We start from the raw sequence: 26,364 nt of genomic DNA, 5'->3' as shown, positions 1-26,364 counted from the left end.
CTTCCTTGAACATCGGCATCCCCGACCTCGCCACGGTGCGAGCCCGGCACCCCGAGGCGGTCGCCGAGGCGGCGGCCCGCCGGGCGCGCCGCCCGCTGATCGGCGACAGCGGCCGGCTGATGATCGTGGCCGCCGACCACCCGGCGCGCGGCGCCCTGGGGGTCGGAGACCGGCGCCTGGCCATGGCCCACCGGGCGGACCTGCTGGAGCGTCTGTGCACCGCGCTGTCGCGGCCCGGCGTCGACGGGGTCCTCGCCACCGCCGACATCCTGGAGGACCTGCTCCTGCTGGGCGTGCTGGAGAACAAGGTCGTCATGGGCTCGATGAACCGCGGCGGCCTCGCCGGGGCCGCCTTCGAGATGGACGACCGCTTCACCGGCCACCGCGCCGAGGACATCGCCCGGCTCCGCTTCGACGCGGGCAAACTGCTGCTCCGCATCGACTACGACGACCCCGGCTCGCTGACCACGCTGGAGTCCACCGCGCGGGCGATCGACGCCATGGCGGCCCTGCGCCTGCCGCTGTTCGTCGAGCCGTTCCTCTCCCGGCGCGTCGACGGCCGGGTCCGCAACGACCTGTCCGCCGAGGCGGTGACCAAGTCGATCGCCATCGCCTCGGGCCTGGGCGGCACCTCCGCCTACACCTGGCTGAAGCTCCCCGTCACCGACGACCCGGACGACATGGCCGAGGTCCTGGAGACCTCCACGCTGCCCGTCGTGCTGCTCGGCGGCGAGGTCGGCGACGACCAGGAGGGCGCCTACGAGCGCTGGCGCAAGGCGCTGCGCCTGCCCACCGTCCAGGGCATGGTCGTCGGGCGGTCGCTGCTCTACCCGGCCGAGGGCAGCGTGGAGCAAGCGGTGGACACGGCCGTCGGCCTGCTGTGATCCCGGAGGATGACATGACGTACCACCTTCCCGCCGGCAAGGCGCTCGGCGGCCCCTACACCGTCGACGTCACGCCCGAGAAGGCCGGCTGGGGCCATTCCTCCCTGCGCGTGCTGGAGCTGCCGCCGGGCGGCTCCCACACCTTCGACACCGGCGACAGCGAATGGATCGTCGTCCCGCTCAGCGGTGCCTGCACGGTCATGTGCGCCGACGGCCCCGGCCGGGAGACCTTCGACCTCCACGGCCGCCCGGACGTGTTCAGCGCGGTGAGCGACTTCGCCTACGTGCCGCGCGACGCCCGGGCGACCGTGGCCTCGGCGGCCGGCGGCCGGTTCGCGCTGACCGGCGCGCGCTGCTCCCGCCGCCTGCCCGCCCGCTACGGCCCGGCCTCCGAGGTCCCCGTGGAGCTGCGCGGCACCGGGAACTGCTCACGGCAGGTCAACAACTTCGGCGCGGCCGGGGTCTTCGAGTGCGACAAGCTGATCGCGGTCGAGGTGATCACCCCCGGCGGCAACTGGTCGTCGTTCCCGCCGCACAAGCACGACGAGCACCGGCCGGGCGAGGAGTCCGTGCTGGAGGAGATCTACTACTTCGAGTTCGCCGGGCACGACGGCGTCCCCGGCCTCGGCTACCAGCGCGTCTCCCCCTCCGGACCCGGCCGGGACACCGACGTGCTGGCCGAGGTCCGCGACGGCGACGTCGTCCTGATCCCGGACGGCTGGCACGGCCCGTCGATGGCCACGCCCGGCCACCACATGTACTACCTCAACGTCATGGCGGGCCCGGAGGCCGAGCGGGCCTGGCTGATCTGCGACCACCCCGAGCACGCCTGGGTCCGCGACACCTGGCCGGACCAGCCCGTCGACCCCCGCCTCCCCCTCTACACCGCCCCGGAGACCTCCCGATGAGCGCCCGCACCCGCCGACTGACCACCGCCCAGGCCCTGGTGCGGTTCCTGTCCGCCCAGTACACCGAGCGCGACGGCGTGCGCCGCCGCCTGATCGCGGGGACCTGGGGGATCTTCGGCCACGGCAACGTCGCCGGGGTCGGCCAGGCGCTGGTGGAGTACGCCGACGTGATGCCGTTCCACCAGGGCCGCAACGAGCAGTCCATGGTGCACGCGGCGGTCGGCTACGCCCGCCAGCTCAACCGCCTGTCCGCGCAGGCGGTGACGACCTCCATCGGCCCGGGCGCCACCAACCTGGTCACCGGCGCCGCGCTCGCGACCATCAACCGCCTGCCGGTGCTGCTGCTGCCCGGCGACTACTTCGCCTCGCACTCGGCCGACCCGCTGCTGCAGCAGCTGGAGCACCCGGTCGAGGCGGACGTGTCGGTCAACGACACCCTGCGCCCGGTCTCCCGCTACTTCGACCGGATCACCCGCCCGGAGGCGCTGATCCCCTCGGCGCTGAACGCGATGCGCGTGCTGGCCGACCCGGCCGAGACGGGAGCGGTGACCCTGGCCCTGCCCCAGGACGTGCAGGCGGAGGCGTACGACTGGCCGGAGGAGTTCTTCACCGAGCGCGTGTGGACCGTACGGCGTCCCGCGCCCGACCCGGTGGAGCTGTCGGCGGCCGTGGAGGCGATCCGGTCGGCCGGGCGCCCGCTGATCGTGGCGGGCGGCGGCGTCCACCACAGCGAGGCGGAGGCGGCGCTCAAGGCGTTCGTGGAGGCCACGGGCATCCCCGTCACCTCCACCCAGGCGGGCAAGGGCTCGCTGCGCCACGACCACCCCGCCGACCTCGGCGGCATCGGCCACACGGGCACGGCCGTCAGCGACGAACTCGCCCGCACCGCCGACCTCGTGATCGGTGTCGGCACCCGCTACACCGACTTCACCACCGCCTCCGGCACGCTCTTCCAGAACCCGGACGTACGGTTCCTGAACCTCAACATCACCGGCCTCGACGCGCACAAGCTCGCGGCGCGCACCCTGGTCTGCGACGCCAGGACGGGACTCGAACGGCTCCTGGAGACGCTCGCCGGCCACCGGGTGAGCGAGGAGTACGTGGCCGAGTACCGCGCCGGCAAGGACCGCTGGGACGCGATCGTCGAGGCCGCCTACCGCGCCGCCGACGAGAGCGCGGTGCCCACCCAGACGCAGGTGCTCGGCGCGCTGGACGCCGCCGTCGGCGACGACGACGTGGTGATCAACGCGGCCGGCTCGCTCCCCGGCGACCTGCACAAGCTGTGGCGCTCGCGCAGCCCGCGCCAGTACCACCTGGAGTACGGCTACTCCTGCATGGGCTACGAGATCCCGGCCGGCATCGGTGTGCAGCAGGCCGCCCCCGGCACGCCGGTGTGGGCGCTGGTCGGCGACGGCACCTACCTGATGATGCCGACGGAGATCGTCACGGCCGTGCAGGAGGGCCTGCCGCTCAACATCGTCCTGATCCAGAACCACGGCTACGCCTCCATCGGCGGCCTGTCCCAGGAGACCGGCGGTGAGCGCTTCGGCACCGCCTACCGCTTCCGGGCCGCCGACGGCACCTTCACCGGTGCCCCGCTCCCCGTCGACCTGGCCGCGAACGCCGCCAGCCTCGGCATGGACGTGCTGCGCGCCAAGACCGTGCGCGAGCTGCGTGAGGCCCTGGCCGCGGCCCGTGCCTCGGACCGGCCGACGTGCGTGTACGTCGAGACCGATCCGGCCCCGACCGCTCCCCCGGCCGAGGCCTGGTGGGACGTGCCGGTCGCCGAGACCGCCTCCCGCGAGGCCGCCGTCGAGGCGCGCGAGCGCTACGACCGCCAGGTGGCCGGACGCCGCCGCCACCTGTGACCCCCTCCGTTGATCCCCGGCTCCCCGAAAGGCCCTTGCGCACCATGAAGACCATCACCCACTGGATCGACGGCAAGCCCGTCGAGGGCACCTCCGGCCGGTTCGGCCCCGTCTACGACCCGGCCACCGGCGCCCAGGAGAAGCAGGTCGCCTTCGCGACCGTCGACGAGGTGGACGCCGCGGTCGCCTCCGCCAGGGCCGCCTTCGAGAGCTGGGGGCAGTCGTCCCTGGCCCAGCGCACGGCGATCCTGTTCAAGTACCGCGAGCTGCTGGACGCCCACCGCGACGAGATCGCCGAGCTGATCACCGCCGAGCACGGCAAGGTGCACTCCGACGCCCTCGGCGAGGTCGCCCGCGGCATGGAGATCGTGGAGCTGGCCTGCGGCATCTCGGTGCAGCTGAAGGGCGAGCTGTCCACCCAGGTGTCCTCCCGGGTCGACGTCGCCTCGATCCGCCAGCCGCTCGGCGTGGTCGCGGGCATCACGCCGTTCAACTTCCCGGCCATGGTGCCGATGTGGATGTTCCCGCTGGCCGTCGCGTGCGGCAACACCTTCGTGCTGAAGCCGTCGGAGAAGGACCCGTCGGCCTCCCTCCGCCTGGCCGAACTGGCCACCGAGGCGGGCCTGCCCGACGGTGTGCTGAACATCGTCCAGGGCGACAAGACCGCCGTGGACCGCCTTCTGGAGCACCCGGACATCGAGGCGGTCTCCTTCGTCGGCTCCACCCCGATCGCCCGGTACATCCAGCTCAAGGCCGTCGAGCACGGCAAGCGCGTGCAGGCGCTGGGCGGCGCCAAGAACCACATGCTGGTGCTCCCCGACGCCGACCTCGACCTCGCCGCCGACCAGGCGATCAACGCCGCGTACGGCTCGGCGGGCGAGCGCTGCATGGCCGTGTCGGTGGTGGTGGCCGTCGGCGGCACGGGCGACGAGCTCGTGGCGAAGATCGCCGAACGGGCCAGGGCCCTGCGGATCGGCCCGGGCAACGACCCGGCGTCCGAGATGGGCCCGCTCATCACCCGCGAGCACCGCGACAAGGTGGCCTCCTACGTGGCGTCGGCGGCCGAGCAGGGCGCCGAGGTCGTCGTCGACGGCACGGGCTTGTCGGTGGACGGCCACGAGGACGGCTTCTTCCTCGGCGTCTCCCTGCTGGACCGGGTGCCGCTCACCGCGGACGCCTACCGGGACGAGATCTTCGGCCCGGTGCTCTGCGTGGTCCGCGCCGAGAGCTACGACGACGCCATCAAGCTGATCAACGACTCCCGCTGGGGCAACGGCACCGCGATCTTCACCCGGGACGGCGGCGCGGCCCGCCGCTTCCAGCTGGAGGTCAAGGCCGGCATGGTCGGCGTCAACGTGCCCATCCCGGTCCCCGTCGGCTACCACTCCTTCGGCGGCTGGAAGGACTCCCTCTTCGGCGACCTGCACATCTACGGCAACGACGGCATCGCCTTCTACACCCAGGGCAAGGTCGTCACCACCCGCTGGCCGGACCCGTCCGACGGCGGCATCAACCTCGGTTTCCCGAGCAACTCCTGACACCCGGAAAGGGGATCCCTCCATGGCGAAGGCCGGTGACCGGCCCCGGGCGGCGGCCGCCGCCGCGCTGACCGGGCTGGACTTCGCCCTGGACCGGTCCACCCCGGTGCCGCTGTACCACCAGCTCGCGCAGCAGCTCCAGGCGGCGATCGAGCACGGCGCCCTCGCCCCGGGCGACCTCCTGGGCAACGAGGTCGACCTCTCCGCACGCCTGGGCCTGTCCCGCCCCACCGTCCGCCAGGCCATCCAGTCCCTCGTCGACAAGGGGCTGCTGGTCCGGCGGCGCGGGGTGGGCACCCAGGTGGTGCACAGCAGGGTCAGGCGCCCCCTGGAACTGAGCAGCCTCTACGACGACCTGGAGGCGGCCGGGCAGGGCCCGACCACACAGGTCGTGCGCAACGAGGTCGTGCCGGCTCCCTGCGACGTGGCGGCTGCCCTCGGCGTGCCCGAGGGCAGCGAGGTCGCCGCCCTGGAACGCCTGCGCCGCACCCACGGCCGCCCGGTGGCCCTGATGCGCAACTACCTGCCGGTCTCCCTGCTCTCCCTCGACGGCGCCCGCCTGGAGTCGACGGGCCTGTACCGGATGATGCGCTCGGCGGGCATCACCCTGCACAGCGCCCGCCAGACGGTCGGCGCCCGCGCGGCGACCCGCGAGGAGGCGGTGCGCCTGGAGGAGACGGAGGGGGCAGCGCTGCTCACGATGGAGCGGACGGCCTACGACGACGGGGGGCGGGTGGTGGAGTACGGCAGCCACGTCTACCCGGCGTCGCGGTACACGTTCGACTTCCAGTTGCTGGTGAGACCTTGACCCGCCCCCGGCCGCGGGTACAAAGTCGTACATATACACCGTAAACATACGGTGACCGCCGCAGCCGAAGCGGGAGTCTGGCATGGCCCGCAGGAACCAGTCGCCGACCGCCCGGGGAGCCGGTCCCGCGTGGGCACCCACGACCGTCCTCGTCACCGGCGGCGCCGGTTTCATGGGCAGTCACACCTGCGTCGAGCTGCTGGACCACGGCTACGAGGTGATCGTGGTCGACGACTACTCCAACAGCACACCGCACGTTTTCACCCGGGTGGAACGGATCGCCGGCCGCTTCGTCGGCGCCGTCTACGAACTGGACATCCGTGATCGGCTCGCCCTCTCGGCCGTCTTCGACCGACACTCCGTGGACGCCGTCGTGCACTTTGCCTCGCACAAGGCGGGGGGCCTGTCGACACGGATGCCCACCACGTACTACGACACCAACGTCGGCGGCACCACCGCGCTGCTGCGGATCATGCACGACCACGGGGTGCACCGGCTGGTCTACGCCTCCTCCTGCTCGGTCTACGGCGACGCCGGGAGCGGCCCGCACGACGAGCACACACCGGTCCGGCCCGGCACCCCCTACGCCTCCTCGAAGTGGATCTGCGAGGAGATGTTCGCGGACGTGTGCCGCCGCCATCCCGACTACACCGTGGTCTGCCTGCGCTACCCCGTCCCGGCCGGTGCCCACCCGAGCGGACTCCTCGGCGAGGTCCCGCGTCACACCCCGCAGAACCTGCTGCCCTACCTCGCGCAGGTGGCCGTCGGCCGACGCGACAGGCTGTCGGTCTACGGCGCCGACTACCCCACCCGCGACGGCACCGGGGTCCGGGACTATCTGCACGTCATGGACGCCGTCGAGGCGCACCGGGTCGCGCTGGACCATCTGGCCGACGCCCCGGGCATGCAGGTGTACAACCTGGGCGCGGGCGCGGGCAGTTCGGTCCTGGACGTCGTCGACACGTTCTCCCGGGCCTGCGGCCGGCCCATCCCCTACGACATCGTGGCCCGCCGCCCCGGGGACGTCGCCGAGCTGATCGCCGACGCCTCGGCCGTGGGGCGTGCCTGGGGCTGGCGTCCCACCCGGGACCTGGCCGACGTGTGCCAGGACGCCTGGCGGTTCCAGCGACTCAACCCGCACGGGTACGAGGACACCGCGCAGCGGCCGGAGACGAAGGGGTAGGCCCCGTGCGGCCCCCGTCCTTCCGCGCCACCCGTGCGGTGAGACCGGTCCGGCGCCCGGGCCCGGCCCCCCGCCGGTCCTGCCGGTTCCGGCGCCCGGTGACCGGACGCGGTGCGGTGCCCGCCGTACCGGCGCTCCGTGCAGGCGGGACGGCGGTGCGGCCGACCCGCCGGCTGATGGGGGGCCACCTCGCGGCGGTCGGCGTGCTCACCGCTCTCGCCCTGACCGTTCCGGTGCTGCGCACACCGCTGTGGGCCGTCATCGGGCCGGCGGGAGCGGCCGCCGTCGTCACCGGCGTGCGCGTGCACCGGCCCGCGCACCGCCTGCCGTGGCTGCTGCTCGCGGCCGGGCTGCTGGCCCTCGCCGCGGGCGACGCCTACGCGCACGCCCAGGAGACCGGCTTCCCCGCCCCGCACGCGCTCCCCGTCCCGGCGGACCTCTTCCGCTGCCTGGCCTATCCCCTGTTCGCCGTGGGGCTGGCCGGGCTGGCGCGCTACCGCCCGAGGGCCCGTGACCTGCCCGGCCTGCTCGACACCGTGGTCATCACCGCCGGGCTGGCCCTGCCGGTGTGGGTGTACCTGGTGCTGCCGCTGGCCCGGGCTGAAGGGCTGAGCTGGCAGCAGCGCGCGGTCGGCATCGCCTGTCCGCTCGGGGACGTCCTGATGCTGGCGCTGCTGGTCCCCCGCCTCTCCCGGCACTCCGCGGCCGGCCCGAACCGGTCCGCACAGCTGCTCGCCCTGGGCGCCCTCGCCCTGCTCGGCTTCGACGTCGCCCACGGTCTCCTGCATCTCGACGGCGCCTGGCAGCCGGGAACCCTGCCGGACGCCGGCCGGATCGTGTTCTACACGGCCTGGGGGCTCGCCGCGCTGCACCCCTCCATGGCGCGGCCGGCGGTCCGGGAGCCCCCGCCGCCGGCCCTGCTGCCGCCCCGGCACCGGCTGCTGCTGCTCGCCGCCGGGACCCTGATCCCGCCCGCGATCCTCGTCCACGAGGAGAGCCTGGGCCTGGCGTACGACGCGACCGTGCTGGCCGCGTTCTCCGGTGTGCTGTTCCTGCTGGTGATCCTGCGGCTGACCCTGATGGTCGTCGCGCACCGCCGGGCCATGACGCGGGAGCTGGCCCTGCGCAAGGCGGCCGCGTCCCTGGTCGGCACGGTCTGGCCGGCGGAGATCGAACGGGTCTGCGACGAGGCTGTCACCGCCCTGTTCAGGCCGCCGGGCCGGCACCTGACCCTGCTGCTGTCGTCCGGGGAGGCCCGGGAGCTGTACGCGCGTCTGGCGCGCCGTCCCAGCCGGGCCGAACATCCCGGCGCCGCGCGCCGCCGGTCCGCAGAGGCGGACCGGGGCCGCACCGTCATGGTCCCGGTCGACGCACTCGGGCCCGAGATCGCCGCCCGGCTCGGCGAGCTGCCCGCCGCCCTGCTGTGCCCCATGGTCCCGCCCGAGCAGCCGGCCGGCAGCGAGCTCCCGGGCGCACTGCTGGCGGCGGGCGCCCAGCGGCAACTCGCCGAGATGCGCGGTTCCCTGGAGCTGCTCGCCTCGCAGGCGGGGCTCGCGACGGAACGCATCGCGCTGCGGCGGGAGGTCATCCGCAAGGAGAACGAGGCGTACTTCCGCACGCTCGTGCACAACGCCTCGGACATCATCCTCATCGTCGACGACGACACCACCGTCCGCTACGCCAGCCCGTCCGCGCCGAGCGTGTTCGGCAGCGCCGAACTCACCGGCCTGCGGCTGCCGGACCTGGTGGACCCCCGGGAACGCCAGCGGGCCGTCCGGACCCTGGACGCCGTGCTTCACGGCGGCCCGCAGGAGGCGCACGACAGCTGGCGGGTACGCCGCGACACGGACGGCATCGAAGTGGAGGTGCGCTGCCGCGACCTGCGCCGGGACCCCACCGTGGGCGGCCTGGTCGTCACCCTGCGGGACGTCACGGAGCAGCGGCAGCTGGAGCGTGAACTCACCCGCAGGGCCTTCCACGACCCCCTGACCGGCCTGCCCAACCGCGCCCTGCTGCTGGAGCGGACCGAACGGGCGCTGCGCCGGGGCCTGCGCGAGTCGACGGCGACCTGCCTGCTCTTCATCGACCTGGACGACTTCAAGATCGTCAACGACACGCTCGGGCACTCGGTCGGCGACCGGCTGCTGTGCGCCGTGGCCGAGCGGCTGTCGGGATCGCTGCGCCGCACCGACACCGCGGCGCGCCTCGGCGGTGACGAGTTCGCCGTGCTGATGGAGGGGGTGCAGCAGCCCCTCGACGCGGAGGTGCTGGCCGGCCACGTGGTCCGGACGCTGAGCCGGCCCTTCCACCTGGACGTGGAGACGGTGAGCGTCTCGGCCAGCGTGGGCGTGGCCACGGCGGAGGACAGCGCGGACGCCGGTGGCCTGCTGGCACTGGCCGATCTGGCCCTCTACGCGGCCAAGGCGTCCGGCAAGCGCACCTGGCGCCGGTTCCAGCCCCAGCAGCGGCTGCGGGTCGTGGAGCGCCACGAGCTGCAGGCCCGGCTCGACCGGGCCGTCAGCGAGGAGCAGTTCGGCGTGCGCTACCAGCCGGTGGTGGACCTCGCGTCCGGTGCGGTCGTGGGCTTCGAAGCCCTGGTCCGCTGGCCGGAACTCTGCCCCGATCCCGTCCCGCCGGGGCAGTTCATCCCGCTCGCCGAGGAGACCGGGCACATCTCGGCACTGGGCGCCTGGGTCCTGCGCAGGGCGACGGCCGACCTCGCCCGGCTCCAGCACCGCACGCCGGGGTCCGATCCGCCCTACGTCAGTGTCAACGTCTCCGCACGGCAGTGGCGGGACACCAGCTTCCTGGACGAGGTGCGCACCGCCCTGGACGCGACCGGCCTCGCCGAGGGCACCCTGCAGGTGGAACTCACCGAGTCGGTGCTCATGCGGCGCACCGAGCAGTTCGACGCGCAGATCCGGGCCCTGAAGGATCGTCAGGTGCGCATCGCGGTGGACGACTTCGGCACCGGGTTCTCCTCACTGCGCTATCTCCGCGACTTCCCCATCGACGTCCTGAAGATCGACAAGTCGTTCATCGACGGCATCCCGCAGGACCCCCAGCAGGTGGCCCTCGTCGAGGGCATCGTCCGTCTCGCGGGCACGCTGGGCCTGCAGGTGATCGCGGAGGGCATCGAGGAGGAGCCGCAGCGGGACCTGCTGGCGGGCCTCGGGTGCCGCTACGGGCAGGGCTTCCTGTTCGCCCGGCCGATGACGCTGGACCGGGCCGAGGCCGTGCTGCACCGGCGGAACGGAACCCGAACGCCGGCCGGCTGACCCCGCCCGGACCCGACGGAGCCCGACGACCGGCCGAGGGCGAAGGGCGGCGGACAGCCTGCCGGCACCGGACGGTGGGCGCGGTGCGGCCGGTCGGACCACGAGCGGCGGGGCCAGCCGGTCACGAGCGGCGGGGGCCACTCCCCTTGCCGGGCGGCATCACCGGGGCGGCAGCACCGGGCTGCGTCGCCGGGCTGCGTCGCCGGGCTGCAGGCGGGCGGCCGGGCGGGAAACGCGGGCGGCCGGGCGGGAACGCGGGCCGCCGGTCTCACTCGCGGACCGCTCCCGGACCGCGCCGGCTCCACGCGGACGCCGGTGACAGGCCGAACGCCGTCTCCACCAGGGCGACATGGCTGAACGCCTTGGGTGCGTTGCCCAGTTGGCGGCCGGTGTCCGGGTCCCACTGCTCGGACAGCAGACCGACGTCGTTGCGCACGGCGAGGACCCGGTCGAAGGTCTCCCGGGCCTGCTGCCTGCGCCCCGTGGCGGCGAGGGCGTCGGCGTACCACAGCGAACAGGAGACGAACGCCCCGTCGGTGCCGCCCGGCCGGTCCGGCCCGGGGCCGTCCCCGTCGTAGCGCCGGAGGAATCCGCCGTGCCCGAGCCGGGCCAGGGCCCGTACCGTGCCGCGCACCCGCTCGTCGCGGCCCGGCAGGAAGCCGACCCGGGGCATGAGCAGCGCCGAGGAATCGAGGCCGGGGGCGCCGTAGGACTGCACGAAGGATTGCTGGGCCGTGTCCCAGCCCTCGCGGCAGATCTGCCGGTGCACCTCGTCGCGCAGCGCCCGCCACTGCCCTGAGGAGCCGTTGCGGCCGAGCAGCTCGCCCATGCGCACGGCGCGGTCGGCGGCCACCCACACCATGACCTTGGAGTGGACGAACTGGCGGCGCGGGCCGTTCGTCCGCCACAGGCCCTGGTCCGGTTCCCGCCAGTGCCGCAGCAGGAACCCCATGAGCGAGTCGACCAGCTCCCAGACATGGGCGGGCATCGCGATGCCCGCGCGGAGCGACAGCCACAGCGTGTCCATGACTTCGCCGTACACGTCCAGCTGGAACAAGCCCACGGCCGAGGTGCCGAACCGCACGGGGCGGGAGCCGTCGTATCCCGAGAGCCAGGGCGCCTCGGTCTCGGGCAGCAGCCGCTGCCCCTTCACGCCGTAGACCGACTGCAGGTCGGCGGGGTCGCCGGCGACGGTACGCACCAGCCAGTCCAGCCAGGCGGTGGCCTCGTCCCGGTAGCCGCTGCGCAGCAGGCACGACAGGGTCCGGGTGGAGTCGCGCAGCCAGCAGAACCGGTAGTCCCAGTTGTCCTCGCCGCCGATGGTGCCGGGCAGGGAGGTGGTGGGCGCGGCGACGATGGCGCCCGTGGGGGCGTAGGTGAGGGCTTTGAGCGTGATGAGGGACCGCACCACGGCCTCCCGCCAGGGCCCCCGGTAGCGGCACTTTCCGGCCCAGCGCCGCCAGAAGTCGACGGTCTCCTTCAGGGCGGTCTCCGCCGGGACGGACATGGGCGAGGGCGGCGCGGGCCGGTGGGAGGGAGTCCAGCCCAGGGTGAGGGCCAGCCGGCGCCCGGCCGTGACGGTGAACTCCCAGACGGTGGCGTCCTCGTCGCCCCGGTCCCGTACCGGGCCGTCGCCGCCGAGCCAGACGGCGTCCGGGCCGGCGACCGCGACGGTGCAGTGGCCCACGTCCCGGACCCAGGGCACGACCCGGCCCTGGTGGAAGCGGAGCCGCAGTTCGCTGCGCAGGTCCACGGTGCCCGCCACGCCCTCGACCAGACGGACGACGCAGGGCACGTCGGCCCGCGGCGGCATGAAGTCGGTGACGCGCACCATCCCGGTGGGGGTCCGCCACACGGAGTCCAGGACCAGCGTGTCGGCACGGTAGGAGCGGTGCGTACAGGTGCCGCCGGAGACCGGGGCGAGACGCCAGCGGCCGTTGCCCGGCGAGCCCAGCAGGGCAGCCAGGCAGGCCGGGGAGTCGAAGCGGGGCAGACAGAGCCAGTCGACCGACCCGTCCCGGCCGACCATGGCGGCCGTCTCCAGATCGCTGATGAGGGCGTAATCCTCGATGAGTGCATTCATGATCGCGGGCTACGCCACCGTGCACTTTGCCCTGTCCACGCTACGCCCGTCGCACCGTCCCGGCCAGGGGCCCAGGGTGCGGGCGGTGCGAGCCCTTGACCTGGGGAACAAAAGGGGCAATATGTACGTATACGCCGTAAACGTATGGCGTCTTCTCTCCGGAGACGCTCCACCGGAGGACACCGGCATCATGAAGATCAAGCACTACCGGCCCGAGCATCCCTCCCTCGTCACGCGGTCCGACGGCCACGGCTCCGCCTCCCCGGACCGCGCCGCCCATCCCCTGCGCCGGGCCGGTGACCGCCCCCCGCCCCGCGCTACGGTGAGTCTGGTCGTCCCCGCCCGGAACGAGGCCCGCAACATCCCCTGGGTCTTCGAGCAGATCCCGGACTGCGTCGACGAGGTCATCCTGGTCGACGGGGACTCCGTCGACTGCACGGTGCACATGGCGACCCGGTGCCTGCCGACGGTCCGCCACGTCGAGCAGAGCGGCCCCGGCAAGGGGAACGCCCTGCGCACCGGCTTCCTCTCCGCGACCGGCGACCACATCGTCATGATGGACGCGGACGGCAGCATGCTGCCCGGGGAGATTCCCCACTACCTGCACTTCCTCGACAACGGCTTCGACTTCGTCAAGGGCTCCCGGTTCATCGCCGGCGGCGGCTCCCTCGACATCACCCCCGTTCGCCGGCTCGGCAACCTGGTGCTTCTGGCCGCCGTCAACCACCTCTACGACGCCAGACTGACGGACCTGTGCTACGGGTTCTGCGCCTTCCGCCGCGACTTCCTCGACGACCTCGACCTGCACTCGTCCGGCTTCGAGATCGAGACCGAGATGATCGCCCACGCCCTGCGCTCGGGCCTGCGCATCGCCGAGGTCCCGAGCCTCGAACTGCCGCGGCGCAGCGGGCGTTCGAACCTGCACGCGATCTCCGACGGCCGGCGGGTGCTGCGGACGCTCCTGTCCGAACGGCCCGGGGCCCGGGCCGCCGCACGGGCCGGACGGAGCCCGGCATGAGTGTCACCCGCAGGGCTCCGGCCGGACCTCGCGCGACGGCGGATCCGGGCTCGCCGGAGACGGCACGCACCCCCGTCGAGGTGGTCGACGTGGATCTGGCGCGGCCCCACGAGTTCCGCCCGCCCGGAGGACCGGGACCGATCCACCCCACGGCGCCGGTCCTGGCCCTGGTGCGGCTGCGCGGCCGGCCCCTGGGCCTGGTCGGCGCGGCCGGCACCTCCCCCGAGGACCTGTGGCGGTCGGTGGCCGACACCGCCCGGCGGCGGTTCCCGCTGCCGCCCGCCGCGCCGCCCGCCCGGGCGTCCACGCCGGTCGCGCCGTCCGTCAGCGTGATCGTCGCGACGCACGACCGGCCCGGGATGCTCCGCGCGTGCCTGGACTCCCTGCTGCGGATGGAGTACCGGGACTTCGAGGTGATCGTCGTGGACAACGCCCCGGGCGACGACGCGGCCGAGCGACTGGTCCGCGACGCCTACGGGGGGCGGGTGCGCTACGTACGCGAGCCGAGGGCGGGCCTGGCGCACGCGCACAACCGGGGCCTTGCCGCCGCCCGCGGCGAGATCGCCGCCTTCACCGACGACGACACCCTGGTCGACCCCGGCTGGCTCGCAGCGCTCGCGGACGGCTTCGCCCAGGACCCCGGCATCGGCTGCGTGACCGGGCTCATCGTCCCGGCCGAACTGGAGACGGCCGCCCAGGCGGCCCTGGAACGGCACGGCGGCTTCGCCAAGGGGTACACGCCGCGCGTGTGGTCCCTGCGCCACCCGCCCGGGGACCCGTTGTTCCCCTTCACGACGGGGCGCTTCGGCTCGGGCACCAACATGGCCTTCCGGATCGCCACCCTGCGGGCACTGGGCGGCTTCGACCCGGCCACGGGCACCGGGACCCCGGCCCGCGGCGGGGACGACCTGCTCGCCTTCTTCCGGGTGCTGACCGCGGGGCAGGCACTGGCCTACCGGCCGGACGCGCTCGTCTGGCACCGCCACCGCCGCACGCAGGACGCCCTGCGCGCCCAGGCGTTCGGCTACGGAGCCGGGCTCGGCGCGTACCTCACCGGCGCCCTGGTCGGCGAACCCCGGATGATCCCGGCCCTGTTGCGCAGGCTGCCCGGGGGCATCCGGTACGCCCTGGTCCAGGCGCACCGCAAGGCGGCGACGACGGGCACCGCGCGGTCCCGGCAGCTCGCCCGCCTGGAACTGCGCGGGCTGCTGTACGGGCCGGTCGGCTATCTGCGCAGTCGCCGCCGCAACGGCCGCAGCTGGCCTTGAGGAGTGAGCGTGGACACCGCCCAGGAGACAGTCGGCCGAACCGGGGACCCGTCTCCACCGGGTCGCGGCCGGTCGGTGACCACGGCGGTGCGCACCGGCATCGCCCGCGTCCTGCCCAGCGAGCCCCTGGTGCGCAACGGCCATCTGCTGGCGATCAGTTCGCTGGTCAACGCGGGAGTCGGCGCGATCTTCTGGCTGTTCGCCACCCACTGGTACGACGACGAGGTCGTGGGCGTGAGCTACTCCGCCCTGTCCGCGTCCCTGCTGCTGGCCAACATCGGCCAGCTCAACCTCAACGACTTCCTGATCCGGTTCCTGCCCTGCTCCGGACGGCAGACCCGGAAACTGCTGCTGACCTGCTACGCGGTGACCGCCTCCTGGAGCGCCCTGGTCTGCCTCCTCTTCGTCCTCCTCGTACCGGCGCTCTCCCCCGAACTGGCCTTCCTGCGGGACCCCCTGGTCGCCGTCTGGTTCGTGGCGGCGACCGCCGCGTACACCGTCTTCGTCCTCCAGGACGGGGCGCTGACGGCGATGCGCCGCCCCGGCTGGGTCGTCGCCGAGAACATGGTCTTCGCGTTCGTCAAGATCCTGCTCCTGGCCGGCGGTGCGTTCCTGGCGCTGCGGACCGGGATCCTGCTGTCCTGGGCGGGTGCCCTGCTCGTCTCCCTGCTCGTCGCCAACTACCTTCTGCTGCGCCGGGCGGTGCCGCGCCACGAGCGGGAGCACCCCGACGCCGTGCGCCCGCCGCGGCTGCTCAGCTACGCGGCGGCCGACTACGCCGGAAGCCTGTTCCGCATGGCCGCCTACACGCTCGTGCCCCTGATGGTGCTGAACGCCCTCGGAGCCGAGCAGAGCGCCTACTTCTCCCTCGCCTGGATCATCGGCTACGTGCTGTTCCTCGTGGTGCGCAACATGGGCAGCTCACTGGTCGTCGAAGTGGTGAGCCGCCCCGAACGGCTCGCGGAGCACGGACTGCGGGTGCTGCGCCACTCCGGGATGATGCTGGCCGCCGGAGTCGCCGTGATCGTCGCGGGGGCGCCCTGGATCCTGGAGCTGTTCGGGCCGGGCTACGCCGAGCACGGCACCACCCCGCTGCGGCTGCTGGCCCTCGCCGCCTTGCCCAACCTGGTCTTCAGCGTGGCCGTGGACGTGCTGCGGGCCCGGCGCCGCATGCGCCTGGTGGTCGGACTCCAGATCGCCCTGTGCGTGCTGGTGCTCGGACTGGTCCAGCTGCTGCTGCCGGTCCTGGGGGTGACGGGCGCCGGTGTCGCGTGGCTGGCGGCGGAGTGCCTGATCGCCGCACCCCTGCTGATCCGGCGGTCCCGCTGGCTGGTGCCCGCCTCCGTGAGCACGCCATGACCCCCGGGAGAACGTCATGAACGCCGACCCGAGCCTCTCCGTCGTCGTGTGCGCCTACACGCTCGACCGCTGGGAGGACCTGCAGGCCGCTCTCGTCTCTGTGCAGTCCCAGCGCCGTCCGCCCGAGGACATCGTGCTGGTCGTCGACCACTGCCCCGAACTCCTGCGGCTGGCCGGCCGTATGCTGCCCGGCGTACGGGTGCTGGCCAACCAGCAGCGCAGGGGCCTGTCCGGCGCCCGGAACACCGGCGTCGAGGCGGCCGTCGGGGACGTGGTGGCCTTCCTCGACGACGACGCGGCCGCCCACCCCTCGTGGACGCAACGCCTGCTGAGCGACTACCGCGACCCGCGGGTGGCCGGGGTGGGCGGGCTCGTCGTCCCGTGGTGGGAGACGGACCGTCCCGCCTGGTTCCCGCCGGAGTTCGACTGGGTCGTCGGCTGCTCGTACCGCGGACTGCCCCGGGAGCCCGCGCCGGTGCGCAACTTCATCGGGGCCAACATGTCGTTCCGCAAGGACGCGCTCCGCACGGCCGGTGGCTTCCGGACCGATCTGGGACGGGTGGGCACCCGGCCCCTGGGCTGCGAGGAGACGGAGCTGTGTCTGCGCATCACCTCCCGCCTGCCGGACGCCGTCCTGCTCCACGACCCCTCGGCCGCCGTCCGGCACCGGGTCCCCGCCGCACGCGCCACATGGTCGTACTTCCGGGCCCGCTGTTACGCCGAGGGCCTCTCCAAGGCCCTGGTGGCCCGGTACGGCAACGGCTCCGCCGCCCTGTCCAGCGAACGCGCCTACCTCACGACGACCATTCCGCGCGCCTTCCGTGACGCCCTGCACCCGGGCCGCCCCGCTCCGGCCCGTACCGCCCTCGCCCTGGCTCTCGGCGTCGGTGCCACCGTCCTGGGATACGCCGTGGGCTCGGTGCGGGCCCGGCGCTGCGCCGCCCGCTCGCCCCGCCGGGCCGCCGAACCGCCCCGCCGCGCGCCGGTGAAGGAGAGCCCGGTATGACGTACCAGCCCGTCCCCGTCTTCGTGTACCACTCGGTGTCCGCCGACCCGCCTGCGTGGATCGCCCCCTTCACGGTGAGCCCGCGGGTCTTCGCCGGGCAGCTCGACCTCATGGCGGACCACGGTCTGCAGGTCGTCCCGCTGCGCCGTCTGGTCGCCGCGCTGCGCGGCGGTCCGCCGCTGCCGGCCCGGCCGGCCGTGCTGACCTTCGACGACGGGTTCGCCGACTTCCACACCACCGTGGCACCGCTGCTCGCCGCCCGGGGCCTGCCGGCGACCCTCTACGTCACCACGGGCGCGCTGGGCGGGGCGGCGTCCCGGCCACCGGAAAGCGGCAGTCTCCTTCCCTCCGCGCCCATGCTGACGTGGCGTCAGGTCGGGGAGCTCGACCCGTGCGTGGAGATCGGCGGGCACACCCGGACCCATCCGCAGCTGGACGCCCTCCCCCGGCAGGCCGCCCGGGAGGAGATCGAGGGCTGCAAGGCCCGGCTGGAGGACGTCCTCGGGCATCGCGTCGGCGCGTTCGCCTATCCCCACGGCTACAACGACCGCGCGGTGCGTCGCCTGGTGGCGGAAGCGGGGTGGACCTCGGCGGCCGCCGTCCGGTACGGCTTCAGCTCCGTCGCGGACGAAGTGCTGCGCATCGCCCGGCTGATGGTGCGCGCCGACACTTCGCGGGAGCGGTTCCTGGCCTGGGTGCGGGGAACGGGTGCGCCGGTGGCGCCGTTCCCGGAGCGGGCCCGTACCAGGGCCTGGCGGCACTACCGGCGGCTGCGGGCCGGCCTCGACCATCCCTACCCGGTGCTGACACCCTCCCGGTGACCGGCCCGTCCTCGTCCGGGGGCCGGCCCTACTGCTGCCAGACACGCACCCAGTCCACCGTCATCACGGCGGAGCCGACGGACGGGGGCGGCGACCGGGGCACGCCGACGGCCAGGTTGATCAGGACCTCCATGGGCACGTGCGGGATCCGCTCGGGCTCGGTCACGCGGAACCTGCGGACCCCGTCGACGTACCAGCTCACCTCGTCGGGGGTCCAGAGCATGCCGAAGACGTGGTGCCTCTCCGGGAACGGGACGGGCCCGAACGTCCCGCGCGCCCGCTGGTCGCCCTCCGGGCTGCGCCAGTGCGCGTACATCATGACCCGGTCGGTGCGCTCGAAGAACTCCATGATGTCCAGCTCGGGGGGCGTGAACTTGGAGGCCGGCATCATCCAGAACGCGGGGAACATCCCCTCCTGGGAGGGGATCCGGATGGACGCCTCGAAGTAGCCGTACGTGAACACGTGACGGGGCTCGCCGTACCAGTCGTCCCGGCCCGTCGAGATCATGCCGGACCGCCACGGATAGGTCTTGTCGTCGCTGCCGGTCGTGGGGCGCCGCTCGGCGTCCAGGCGCAGCCGCCCGTCGCCGACGGAGACCTGGCCGGGCAGGTACCACTGCTTCTCGTCGTTGCCGCTGTTGGTGCAGCCGTCCTCGTTCCAGTCGTAACAGGTGGCCCAGCGGTCCGTGTCGAGTTCGGAGCCGTCGAACTCGTCACGGAACGCCAGGTCCCATTCCTGTGGGACGGGCCCCGGCCTGGGTGGTGTCTCCGTTTTCTCGGTGGCAGCGCAGCCGACGGTCAGCACCAGCGTCGTCGCCAGGGCGGCCAGGGCGGCTCGAAGCCGTCGCGCCGGCACGGGACTACCGCCGTTTCCCGGCCGTGACGGCGGCGGTGAGGCGGCGGACGGCGGACCCGGTGCCGTGGATCGAGCGCATCAGCGGCCCCAGGCCGGGGGCCGTGGCGAGTCCGGTGAAGTACAGACCGGACGTGGAGGACTCGAACCCGGAGAACAGCGGGCCGCCGGGGCGGCCACCCGCTCGCCCGCGCGGCGGCGCGGCCCGGCGCGCCCGCCGCGGGCCGCCCTCGGCGCGGCCGTCCACCCGGCCCGCATCCCCCGGGGCGCCGGGCCGTTCGGGGAGCGGCGACCGGACCGCGGCACCCGGGCCGTACCCGGTGTCCGTCGTGGGATCGGACCGGGTGGAGGGCGTGGCAGGCGCTGCGCCGGGGCCGGTGCGCCGTGCCGGAGGCCGGTGGCGGCCCGGTGCGGGCAGCAGGGCCAGGACCGACGTGACGGCCGCCAGGGTGGCGATCACGCGTGTGGTGGTGAAGGAGCCGCTGAGGTAGTACGGCTCCGCCGCGAGGACCGCCAGGCAGAGGCTGAGCACCACGGCCAGGAGCGCGGTCTCCACGACGAACGGCCAGCCGCGCTCGTGCCAGGGTGTGGGCCTGGCCCACCGGGTGGCGGCGGCCCCCGGGCACAGCAGCAGGAACACGCACACGATCAGCAGGCGCGGTGCGCCCGCGTCCGGCAGGGCCAGGGTCGCGGCGAGAGCGAGCCAGCCGGACAGGGCGAGCGCGAGGCGCAACGGCCAACTCCAGCGCGCCGGAAGGCCGGTGGGAGTCGTGCTCATGGCGCCTCCTTCGCCTCGGGGTTCTGGTACCGGTAGACCACGGCGTCCTGGCTGCGGAACACCTGCACGAACCCCGCGGTGTCCGCCATCGCGGTGTCCATCCGCCGCATGGTGTCGGCGGGAAGGGTGCCGTTGAGGTAGCACTCGGCGGCCTGGGCGCGGGTGAGCACGATGTAGGCCGGTTCGCGGACGGTGGCGCCGTCGATGAACGGCTCCAGCCCTTCGATCGGGTCGTTCACCAGCCGCTGCCGGACCGCGAGTTCCTGCTCGTTGAGCTGGATCCGCGGGTGCTTGTCGTAGTTCATCTCCAGGCCGGGCACGTCCGAGGTGAGGGAGACGATCAGGGATCCGGGGGGCGTGGTGGCCGTGACGAAGTGGGTGGCGGCCACCTCGTCCTCGGTGAACTGGTTCGCCGACTCCTTGCCGTAGTAGCCGAACAGCAGTCCGCCGAGCATCGCCAGCAGCAGCGGGGCGGCCACGAAGACGCGCAGCCGTGGACGCCCCCGCGACTCGAACAGCAGTGCGGCGATGAGGAGGGCGGCGGCGGGCAGCGCGAACAGGTAGGCGCGGAAGATCATCTCGCCGCCGTAGGAGTTCGCGATCAGCACCGGCATCGGGGCGAGGACGAGCAGCGGCATGCCCGTACGGCGGGTCCAGCGCCGTACGACGAACGCCAGGGCCGCCAGCAGGAACACCGCGGCGGACAGGCCCCGGTCGACCCAGGAGACCATCACCTGTCCGGGGGCGGCGGCGTCCAGCGCCGCGAGTCCGGAGACCACGTTGGAGTCCGGCTTCAGCAGCGCGCCCACGAACTCGCTCAGGTGGGCGGAGACGAACGGACGCGCCACCGTGGCGTCCCAGACCAGGGTGAGCAGGACCCCGGCGCCCAGAACGGGCAGCAGCACGCGCCGGTTGCGTCGCGGCAGCGACAGCGCGACCAGAGCGCTGAGCATCATCAGGGGGGTCAGCGGGTGCGAGCAGACGATCACCGCCATGACGAGCACGACCAGCAGGTACCGGCCGACGGGCCACGCCCCGGCCCCCGAGCCCGGTGGTCGCTCCGCTGCGGTCTTCAACTGCCCCGTCACGAGCGCGATCAGCGTGACGAAGAGCAGGAACGCGAACGCCTGGGGCGCGAAGTAGTCCTGCCCCACCCACGAGCAGGAGTAGAAGATCCAGGCCGCCCCCCAGACGAGTCTGCGATCGGCGGTCACGGCCCGGTAGATCAGCAGGAGCGGCGCGAGCAGCAGGACGTTGTTGACGGGCGGCGCCCACACCGCGTAACCGAGGGACGACTCCAGCCCGGTGGCCTGTACCACCAGAGCGTTGAGCTGGAAGAAGCCCGGCCACTGGTCGTAGACGTCGAGTTGGGGCGCACCGGGCACACTGCCGCCGTTGCGGATCATGGCGTCGACGACGGCGACGTGCTTCCACGCCCAGCCGTAGCGGAGGGTCGGATACAGCAGGGCCGGCGTGGCGTGCAGGATCGCGATGAGGCCGACGACATAGGCGGCGAACCACCCGCCCCGGGTGCGACGGTCGGACAGGGCCGCGCAGAAGCCGACGGCGAGCAGACCGAGGGCGACCCAGAAGAGCACCGGCAGCACCTGGAGCAGGCCCAGGTCGGTCATGGCGCGCAGGTTCACGTGGCGCAGCGACAGCAGCCACAGGACGAGCGCGACGGGCAGGGCGGCCCGTGCCACCCACTGCGACACGGCGGGGCCTCGCCGGCCGGCCGGTACGACGGGCGGGATGCCGCCGGGGCGCTGCGTCTCGCCGACGGCACGCGGTGCCCACTGCCCTGTCGTCAGCGGCGAACGCTTGCCCATGGAGATGCCCTCACCAGCGCTCCGAATCGGCCGACATGCGGCATAAATGCTAAATATTACGTTACTGCCGTTTTGTTCGACCGGCAGCAGAGGGACGACCCGCCGGAGGAGAACCGTGACACCACGAGCGAGGGCACCGTTCCGGCCGCGGCACCGCACGCGGAAACCGGTCGTCGCCGCGTTCGCCGCGCTGGCGATGCTCCTGCCCGTGGCGGGCTGCGGCTCCTCGGGCGGGGACGACGGGGTCCCCCGGCCGGACCACATCGTGGTGGTCGTCGAGGAGAACCGCGGCTACGAGGACATCATCGGCTCGCCCGAGGCCCCGTATATCAACGAACTGGCCCGCAAGGGCGCCAACCTCACGCAGTTCTTCGCCATCACCTACCCGAGCCAGCCGAACTACCTGGCCCTGTTCTCCGGGTCCACGCACGGCGTCGACAACGACTGCCCGAACGACTTCTCGTCCCGCAACCTCGCTTCCCAGCTGATCCAGGCCGACCTGACGTTCACCGGCTACGCGGAGAGCCTGCCGAGGGTCGGCTTCAAGGACTGTTCCAGCGGGCCGTACGTCCGCCGGCACGCTCCGTGGGTGAACTTCACCAACCTGCCGGACTCCGTCAACCGCCCGTGGACGGACTTCCCCGAGGACTTCTCGGACCTGCCGCACGTCTCCTTCGTGGTGCCGAACCTGGACAACGACATGCACGACGGCGGCGTCGCACGCGCCGACACCTGGCTGCGGGAGAACCTCGGCGACTACGCCCGATGGGCCATGACCAACAACAGCCTCCTGGTGGTCACCTGGGACGAGGACGAGGGCGGCGAGGAGGAGGACAACCACATCCCGACCGTCGTCGTCGGCGAGCAGGTGAGGCCGGGCGAACACGACCAGCCGAACAACCTGTACGGCCTGTTGCGCACGATCCTGGACGCGTACGACCTCGACCCGATCGGACACAGCGCCGAGGCCGAGCCCCTGGACATCTGGAAGGGCGACGGCTGACCCGGCGTCCGTCAGGCGTCCTGGAACCGGATCACGCGTTTGACGGCCGTCCGCAGCCCGTGCTCGACCGCGGAGACGGGCAATCGCTCCCGCCAGTACCGGGGAGACGGGCGGCTCACCGCTCCGAAGCCCGCCTTGAAGTGCTCCAGCGACGAGCCAGGCGCCGATTCGCCCAGGTCGAAGGTGTGGCAGCCCTGCGCGCACGCCTCCTCGACGGCCAGCCGGTAGAGCAGCGGGACGGCCCGGACCGGATGGGCGAGGTCCCGGTCCATCGCCGCCCGCCAGAACTTGGCGTGCGGGCCGTGCCGCAGGACCACGATGGCCGCCACGGGCTCACCGGCGCTGCGTGCGACCCAGATCGTGCAGTCCTCACCGAACCGGGCGGCCACCGCGGCCAGCCGCCCCCTGGGGAACTCGCGCCTCCTGCGCCACCGGGCCAGCGCACGCGGTTCGTGCTGCTGCGCGGCCCAGCGGTCGATGGAGCGGTCGTACAGCTCCTCGAAGACGGGCGCGTGGCGCCCGGCGCGGTCGGCCGCCACGTCGAGGTGCGCCTTCTCGGCACGCTTGACGTCACGGCGGACCCGGGTGTGGAAGCGGTGCTGCCAGACGGCTGCGAAACCGCCGTCGAGATCCACCGCCTGGTTCATATGGGGTTCCAGGCGGAAACCGCCCGGCGCGGTGCGCTGCCACAGTTCGGCGCCCCGCGGCCGGAAGCGGACGGCGACGCGCAGGGCGGGCCGGCGCTCCAGGTCGGCGAAGAGCGCCCGCGCCTGCTCGGCGCCCACGGCCCCGGACGCCACCGGTCCGCCGATCCCCCAGCCGGCCGGCCAGGACTCCTCGGCGTCCAGCCGGCGGGGACGCCGCTCCCGGCCGACGAGCGGCAGCACGATCCGGCCGCCGTCGGCGAAGACGTAGAGCCTGCTGGCGTCCCGGTACGGCCCGGTCTCGCACAGGCAGTCGAGCCAGGTCGGTGTCTGGGTGACGCCGATGTCCGCGTCCCGGTCGGCCAGGTCCCACCAGACGGCCCGCGGGGCGGGGGTCGTGACCTGCGCGGGACCGGCCGCGGTGCCGATCGGCGATACGGCGCGCGTGTTCACCCCGTCCTCCCCCGGGCAGGCGCGCCGACCGGAGCCGCGCCCCCGCCGACCAGCAGCTCGCCCAGGACGGAGACCACGTTGTCCGCCACCCAGCGGTGACTGCGCGCGTACCGGGCCGACTTCTCCAGGTTCCCCGCGACGTGCCACAGCCAGGTCAGCAGCGTGACAGCCGTTTCCGCCCGGGGTCCGGCCTCAAGTGCCCGCGCGGCGGCGAGCAGCCGCCGGTCCTCGGACCGGAGGGAGGCGCGCCGCACGACATCGGCGACGACTGCGCCGAACTCCCGTCCGGCGAGCTGGTGCCGCATGGTCAGCACGAAGGTGTGGCAGTCGAGCAGGGAGGGGCCGTCCGGCACGGCTCCCGCCCAGTCGATCACTCCGGACAGCGTCTGCCGGCCCTCCGCCACCAGCACGTTGCCGGGGTGGAAGTCGGCGTGCGTCCACGCCACCAGCAGCCGGTGCCCGGTCAGCCCGCTCTCCACCCGTTCGCGTACGGCGGCCAGGGCCTTCGCACCCTCACCCCTGCGGCACCACCGGACCTCCTCGGCGAGCACGGCCAGCCGGGGTTCCACCCAGTCGGCCAGCAGGGGCGTCACCTCCTGCGTCCGGCCGGTGGCGCGGTGCAGTTCGCGGATCGCCGCGAGGGCGGACTCGGTCACCCGGCGGGCCAGCGCGGGGGATCGCCGCAGCAGCACATCGGCCTCGACGCCCGGCAGGCAGGACTCCACCACCACCGGCAGCGGCCCCTCCAGGCGGCGTTCCCGCACGACCGGCAGCAGCCGCCGCCACGAGCCGAGCCGCTCGTCCCCGGCCAGCCGCCGCACGGCCTCGCACTCGTGCTCCAGCGAGGCGGCCGCGCGCGGGCTGCGGGGATGCTTGACCACGGCGGGTTCCGTGCCGCTGCCGTCGAGCCGGAAGACCAGCAGGTCGGAGAAGGTGCGCCGGGGTCTGTGCGGCGCGCCGCCGGCCTGGAGCGAGTCGGCGAGCCTGCGCGCCGCCAGCGCGTCGGCCGGGCGGGTCAGAAGACCGGCGGGACGCAGCGGCAGGAACCCTCTCCACTCCGCGGTGAACGCCATCCGGTCCTCCCTCCGCACATCACCCAAATGCCGCAAGCCACCTCTTTTCATCATCGATGCCGCTGGGATGAGGTGCGACTCGGCCCCGGATCATGTATGTGTACGTCGTCGAGGACGGCTCCGTCCTTCCGCACACCGAGGAGTCAGCATGGCCAACGGCCGTGGGCCCAGTGAGTCCCGCCGCGCCAGCGACCGCGGCCGCTACGGCCGGCTCAGCCGGGAGCGCGTCCTGGCCAGCGCCCTGGCGCTGGTCGACCGTGAGGGCCTCTCGGCACTCAGCATGCGCCGCCTGGGTGCCGAACTCGGTGTCGAGGCGATGGCGCTGTACCGGTACGCGCCGAACAAGGACGCCCTGCTCGACGGGCTGGTCGAGGCGCTGTACCTGAGCCTGGAGGAGCGCCTGCAGGCCGAGGGCGGCGACGACACCGACTGGCGCACCGGGCTGCACCGGATCGCCCGCGCGACCTACGACGTGTGCCTGACCCACCCGCAGGCGGTGCCGCTCGTCGCCACGCGCCTGCTCGCCGTGCCGCTGGCGCGGCGGCCCCCCGCGGTGCTGCGGGATCACGAGCGGGTGCTGACCCTCCTGCGGCGCGCCGGGGTCGGCGAGGCCACCGCCTCCGCCGTGTTCCGCGCCTTCACCGCCTGGCTGCTGGGCTACGTGTCCGTGGAACTGCGCCCCGTCGTCGACAACCCGGACGAGACCGATCCGGCCTTCCGGCTCGGGCTGCACCGGCTGTCTCCCAAGGAGCTGCCGACCCTGCGGGAGACGGCCGCCTCGCTCGCCGAGCGGGGCGGGCCCGAGGGCCTCGCGGCCGGTCTCGACGCCCTGCTCGACGGTCTCACCGGCGGCGCGTCCCCTTGCGCAGCATCCCGCTGAACGGCGTCTCCGGCCGCTCCAGGCGCTCCCCGTCCAGCGTGATGTCCACCGCCTCGTTGAAGAAGGCCAGGCGGCCCCGGATCGCCGCCACGGCGGGCAGCGGATCCGGGTAGCTCCAGACGACGTCCGGCGGCACGTCGCCCTCGCCGCGCCAGGACCAGTAAGCGGCGGTGCCCTTGTAGGGGCAGCCGGTGCTGTGGTCGGTGGCCCGGAACAGGTCGAGGCGGACGTCCTCGCGAGGAATGTAGTACCGGGTGGGCAGGGACGTCTCGAAGAGCAGGACGGGGGCGTGGGTGTCCGCGACGACGTGCCCCTCGATCTCGACGCGGACATGGCGGCTGCTGGGCAGCGCGTCCACTCGTTTGTGCGGGTCGCGCGGGTGGATGAAGATCTCTTCCTCCTCCTCGTACCAGTGGTCGAGGCCGGTGTCGGCGCGCCGGAACCACTCGAAGGCGATGTGGCCGGCGAGGTCGGCGGCGGGGAAGGTCCAGGCCGCGTTCGGGCGTACCTCGCCGTCGGCGACCAGGTCGTAGAAGATCCGGGAGCCGGTGTGGGTGCCGGTGGGCGGGTCGGCAGCCGGGCGCAGGAGGTCGGTGCGGACGTCCGCGCGCGGGAAGGCGTACAGGGGCACGGGCAGGCCGGGCTCCCAGACGAGCACCGGGTGGCGGCTGTCGACGACGGTGACGTCGCCCTTGCGCCCGCGCACCCAGCGCTCGCTGGGCTCCCACAGCAGGCCTTCGGGGGTGGTCGTGAGGGCCCGGGCGGCGGGGTGGTCCGGGTGGGTGGTCATGGCCGGTGTCTCCTTCGCGCAGCAGGTCCGGAGGTCCGT

21 protein-coding genes are annotated in these 26,364 nt (G+C 73.5%); 14 read left to right on the top strand and 7 right to left on the bottom strand.

From position 1 onward, the window contains the following. The first annotated feature begins 5 nt into the window (after window positions 1–5). The 7 genes from ACPXCS_RS01580 to ACPXCS_RS01550 all read left to right on the top strand — a co-directional run bounded on the left by ACPXCS_RS01580 (window position 6) and on the right by ACPXCS_RS01550 (window position 10,467). Entirely contained in the window at window positions 6–884 is an 879-nt protein-coding gene (locus tag ACPXCS_RS01580; RefSeq protein WP_425946072.1) for a Cgl0159 family (beta/alpha)8-fold protein, read from the top strand. Between the two features lie 14 nt (window positions 885–898). Then, window positions 899–1,792 (top strand): 5-deoxy-glucuronate isomerase, encoded by an 894-nt coding sequence (gene iolB, locus ACPXCS_RS01575; protein ID WP_425946071.1) that lies wholly within the window; start codon window positions 899–901, stop codon window positions 1,790–1,792. Then, window positions 1,789–3,660: a 3D-(3,5/4)-trihydroxycyclohexane-1,2-dione acylhydrolase (decyclizing) gene (iolD, locus tag ACPXCS_RS01570; protein ID WP_425946070.1), complete on the top strand. Its 1,872-nt coding sequence runs from the start codon at window positions 1,789–1,791 to the stop codon at window positions 3,658–3,660. Before iolB ends, iolD begins: the two co-directional genes overlap by 4 nt. Window positions 3,661–3,704: 44 nt before the next feature. Next, complete coding sequence (locus tag ACPXCS_RS01565; RefSeq protein ID WP_425946069.1) at window positions 3,705–5,198, top strand: CoA-acylating methylmalonate-semialdehyde dehydrogenase; 1,494 nt, start codon at window positions 3,705–3,707, stop codon at window positions 5,196–5,198. 22 nt (window positions 5,199–5,220) lie between these two features. Next, window positions 5,221–6,006, top strand: a complete 786-nt coding sequence (locus ACPXCS_RS01560; RefSeq protein WP_425946068.1) for a GntR family transcriptional regulator — start codon at window positions 5,221–5,223, stop codon at window positions 6,004–6,006. Window positions 6,007–6,088: 82 nt separating this feature from the next. Continuing rightward, window positions 6,089–7,189 (top strand): UDP-glucose 4-epimerase GalE, encoded by a 1,101-nt coding sequence (gene galE, locus ACPXCS_RS01555; RefSeq protein ID WP_425946067.1) that lies wholly within the window; start codon window positions 6,089–6,091, stop codon window positions 7,187–7,189. Window positions 7,190–7,365: 176 nt separating this feature from the next. Next, complete coding sequence (locus tag ACPXCS_RS01550) at window positions 7,366–10,467, top strand: putative bifunctional diguanylate cyclase/phosphodiesterase (protein ID WP_425946066.1); 3,102 nt, start codon at window positions 7,366–7,368, stop codon at window positions 10,465–10,467. A gap of 268 nt (window positions 10,468–10,735) precedes the next feature. Here the strand turns inward: ACPXCS_RS01550 and ACPXCS_RS01545 are convergent, their stop codons facing one another. Continuing rightward, a complete protein-coding gene (locus tag ACPXCS_RS01545; protein ID WP_425946065.1) occupies window positions 10,736–12,550 on the bottom strand; it encodes a glycoside hydrolase family 15 protein in 1,815 nt (604 codons plus the stop codon). 190 nt (window positions 12,551–12,740) lie between these two features. Between ACPXCS_RS01545 and ACPXCS_RS01540 the strand changes: the two genes are divergently transcribed. From ACPXCS_RS01540 to ACPXCS_RS01520, 5 genes are read left to right on the top strand one after another with little or no spacing between them, the layout of a single operon-like run. Further along, a complete protein-coding gene (locus ACPXCS_RS01540) occupies window positions 12,741–13,568 on the top strand; it encodes a glycosyltransferase family 2 protein (protein WP_425946064.1) in 828 nt (275 codons plus the stop codon). Next, window positions 13,565–14,836 (top strand): glycosyltransferase, encoded by a 1,272-nt coding sequence (locus ACPXCS_RS01535; RefSeq protein WP_425946063.1) that lies wholly within the window; start codon window positions 13,565–13,567, stop codon window positions 14,834–14,836. Before ACPXCS_RS01540 ends, ACPXCS_RS01535 begins: the two co-directional genes overlap by 4 nt. 9 nt (window positions 14,837–14,845) lie before the next feature. Further along, window positions 14,846–16,195, top strand: a complete 1,350-nt coding sequence (locus ACPXCS_RS01530) for a lipopolysaccharide biosynthesis protein (protein ID WP_425946062.1) — start codon at window positions 14,846–14,848, stop codon at window positions 16,193–16,195. Between the two features lie 16 nt (window positions 16,196–16,211). Next, a complete protein-coding gene (locus tag ACPXCS_RS01525) occupies window positions 16,212–17,201 on the top strand; it encodes a glycosyltransferase family 2 protein (protein WP_425946060.1) in 990 nt (329 codons plus the stop codon). Continuing rightward, window positions 17,198–18,022 carry a polysaccharide deacetylase family protein gene (locus ACPXCS_RS01520; protein ID WP_425946058.1) on the top strand — a complete coding sequence of 275 codons (825 nt, stop codon included), beginning with the start codon at window positions 17,198–17,200 and terminating at the stop codon, window positions 18,020–18,022. Before ACPXCS_RS01525 ends, ACPXCS_RS01520 begins: the two co-directional genes overlap by 4 nt. Before the next feature lie 28 nt (window positions 18,023–18,050). On the opposite strand, the gene ACPXCS_RS01515 is transcribed toward ACPXCS_RS01520, so the two are convergent. The 3 genes from ACPXCS_RS01515 to ACPXCS_RS01505 are packed head-to-tail and all read right to left on the bottom strand — an operon-like array spanning window position 18,051 to window position 21,482. Next, the gene (locus ACPXCS_RS01515) at window positions 18,051–18,878 is read right to left on the bottom strand and encodes a glycoside hydrolase family 16 protein (RefSeq protein WP_425946057.1); all 828 of its coding nucleotides are present in this window, start codon (window positions 18,876–18,878) and stop codon (window positions 18,051–18,053) included. A 4-nt stretch (window positions 18,879–18,882) separates the two neighbouring features. Next, the gene (locus ACPXCS_RS01510; protein ID WP_425946056.1) at window positions 18,883–19,653 is read right to left on the bottom strand and encodes a hypothetical protein; all 771 of its coding nucleotides are present in this window, start codon (window positions 19,651–19,653) and stop codon (window positions 18,883–18,885) included. Beyond that, window positions 19,650–21,482 (bottom strand): glycosyltransferase, encoded by a 1,833-nt coding sequence (locus tag ACPXCS_RS01505; RefSeq protein ID WP_425946055.1) that lies wholly within the window; start codon window positions 21,480–21,482, stop codon window positions 19,650–19,652. Before ACPXCS_RS01505 ends, ACPXCS_RS01510 begins: the two co-directional genes overlap by 4 nt. Before the next feature lie 115 nt (window positions 21,483–21,597). On the opposite strand from ACPXCS_RS01505, the gene ACPXCS_RS01500 reads away from it, so the two are divergent. Then, the gene (locus ACPXCS_RS01500) at window positions 21,598–22,485 is read left to right on the top strand and encodes an alkaline phosphatase family protein (RefSeq protein WP_425946054.1); all 888 of its coding nucleotides are present in this window, start codon (window positions 21,598–21,600) and stop codon (window positions 22,483–22,485) included. 11 nt (window positions 22,486–22,496) lie between these two features. Here ACPXCS_RS01500 and ACPXCS_RS01495 read toward each other — a convergent pair whose 3' ends face one another. Beyond that, entirely contained in the window at window positions 22,497–23,582 is a 1,086-nt protein-coding gene (locus ACPXCS_RS01495) for a GNAT family N-acetyltransferase (protein WP_425946053.1), read from the bottom strand. Further along, entirely contained in the window at window positions 23,579–24,655 is a 1,077-nt protein-coding gene (locus ACPXCS_RS01490) for a phosphotransferase family protein (protein WP_425946052.1), read from the bottom strand. The genes ACPXCS_RS01495 and ACPXCS_RS01490 overlap by 4 nt, the downstream gene beginning before the upstream one ends. Window positions 24,656–24,803: 148 nt before the next feature. Here ACPXCS_RS01490 and ACPXCS_RS01485 point away from each other — a divergent pair, with 148 nt between their 5' ends. After that, complete coding sequence (locus ACPXCS_RS01485; RefSeq protein WP_425946051.1) at window positions 24,804–25,535, top strand: TetR/AcrR family transcriptional regulator; 732 nt, start codon at window positions 24,804–24,806, stop codon at window positions 25,533–25,535. Here the strand turns inward: ACPXCS_RS01485 and ACPXCS_RS01480 are convergent. Next, window positions 25,498–26,325: a DUF427 domain-containing protein gene (locus tag ACPXCS_RS01480; RefSeq protein ID WP_425946050.1), complete on the bottom strand. Its 828-nt coding sequence runs from the start codon at window positions 26,323–26,325 to the stop codon at window positions 25,498–25,500. The two genes, ACPXCS_RS01485 and ACPXCS_RS01480, sit on opposite strands and share 38 nt — an antisense overlap. Window positions 26,326–26,364: the final 39 nt, after the last annotated feature.

This window comes from Streptomyces sp. DT190 (assembly GCF_049846985.1).
In the GTDB taxonomy this organism is placed as follows: Bacteria; Actinomycetota; Actinomycetes; order Streptomycetales; family Streptomycetaceae; genus Streptomyces.
The sequence above is the reverse complement of the archived record's forward strand: the minus strand, read 5'-3'. Positions and strand labels throughout refer to the sequence as shown.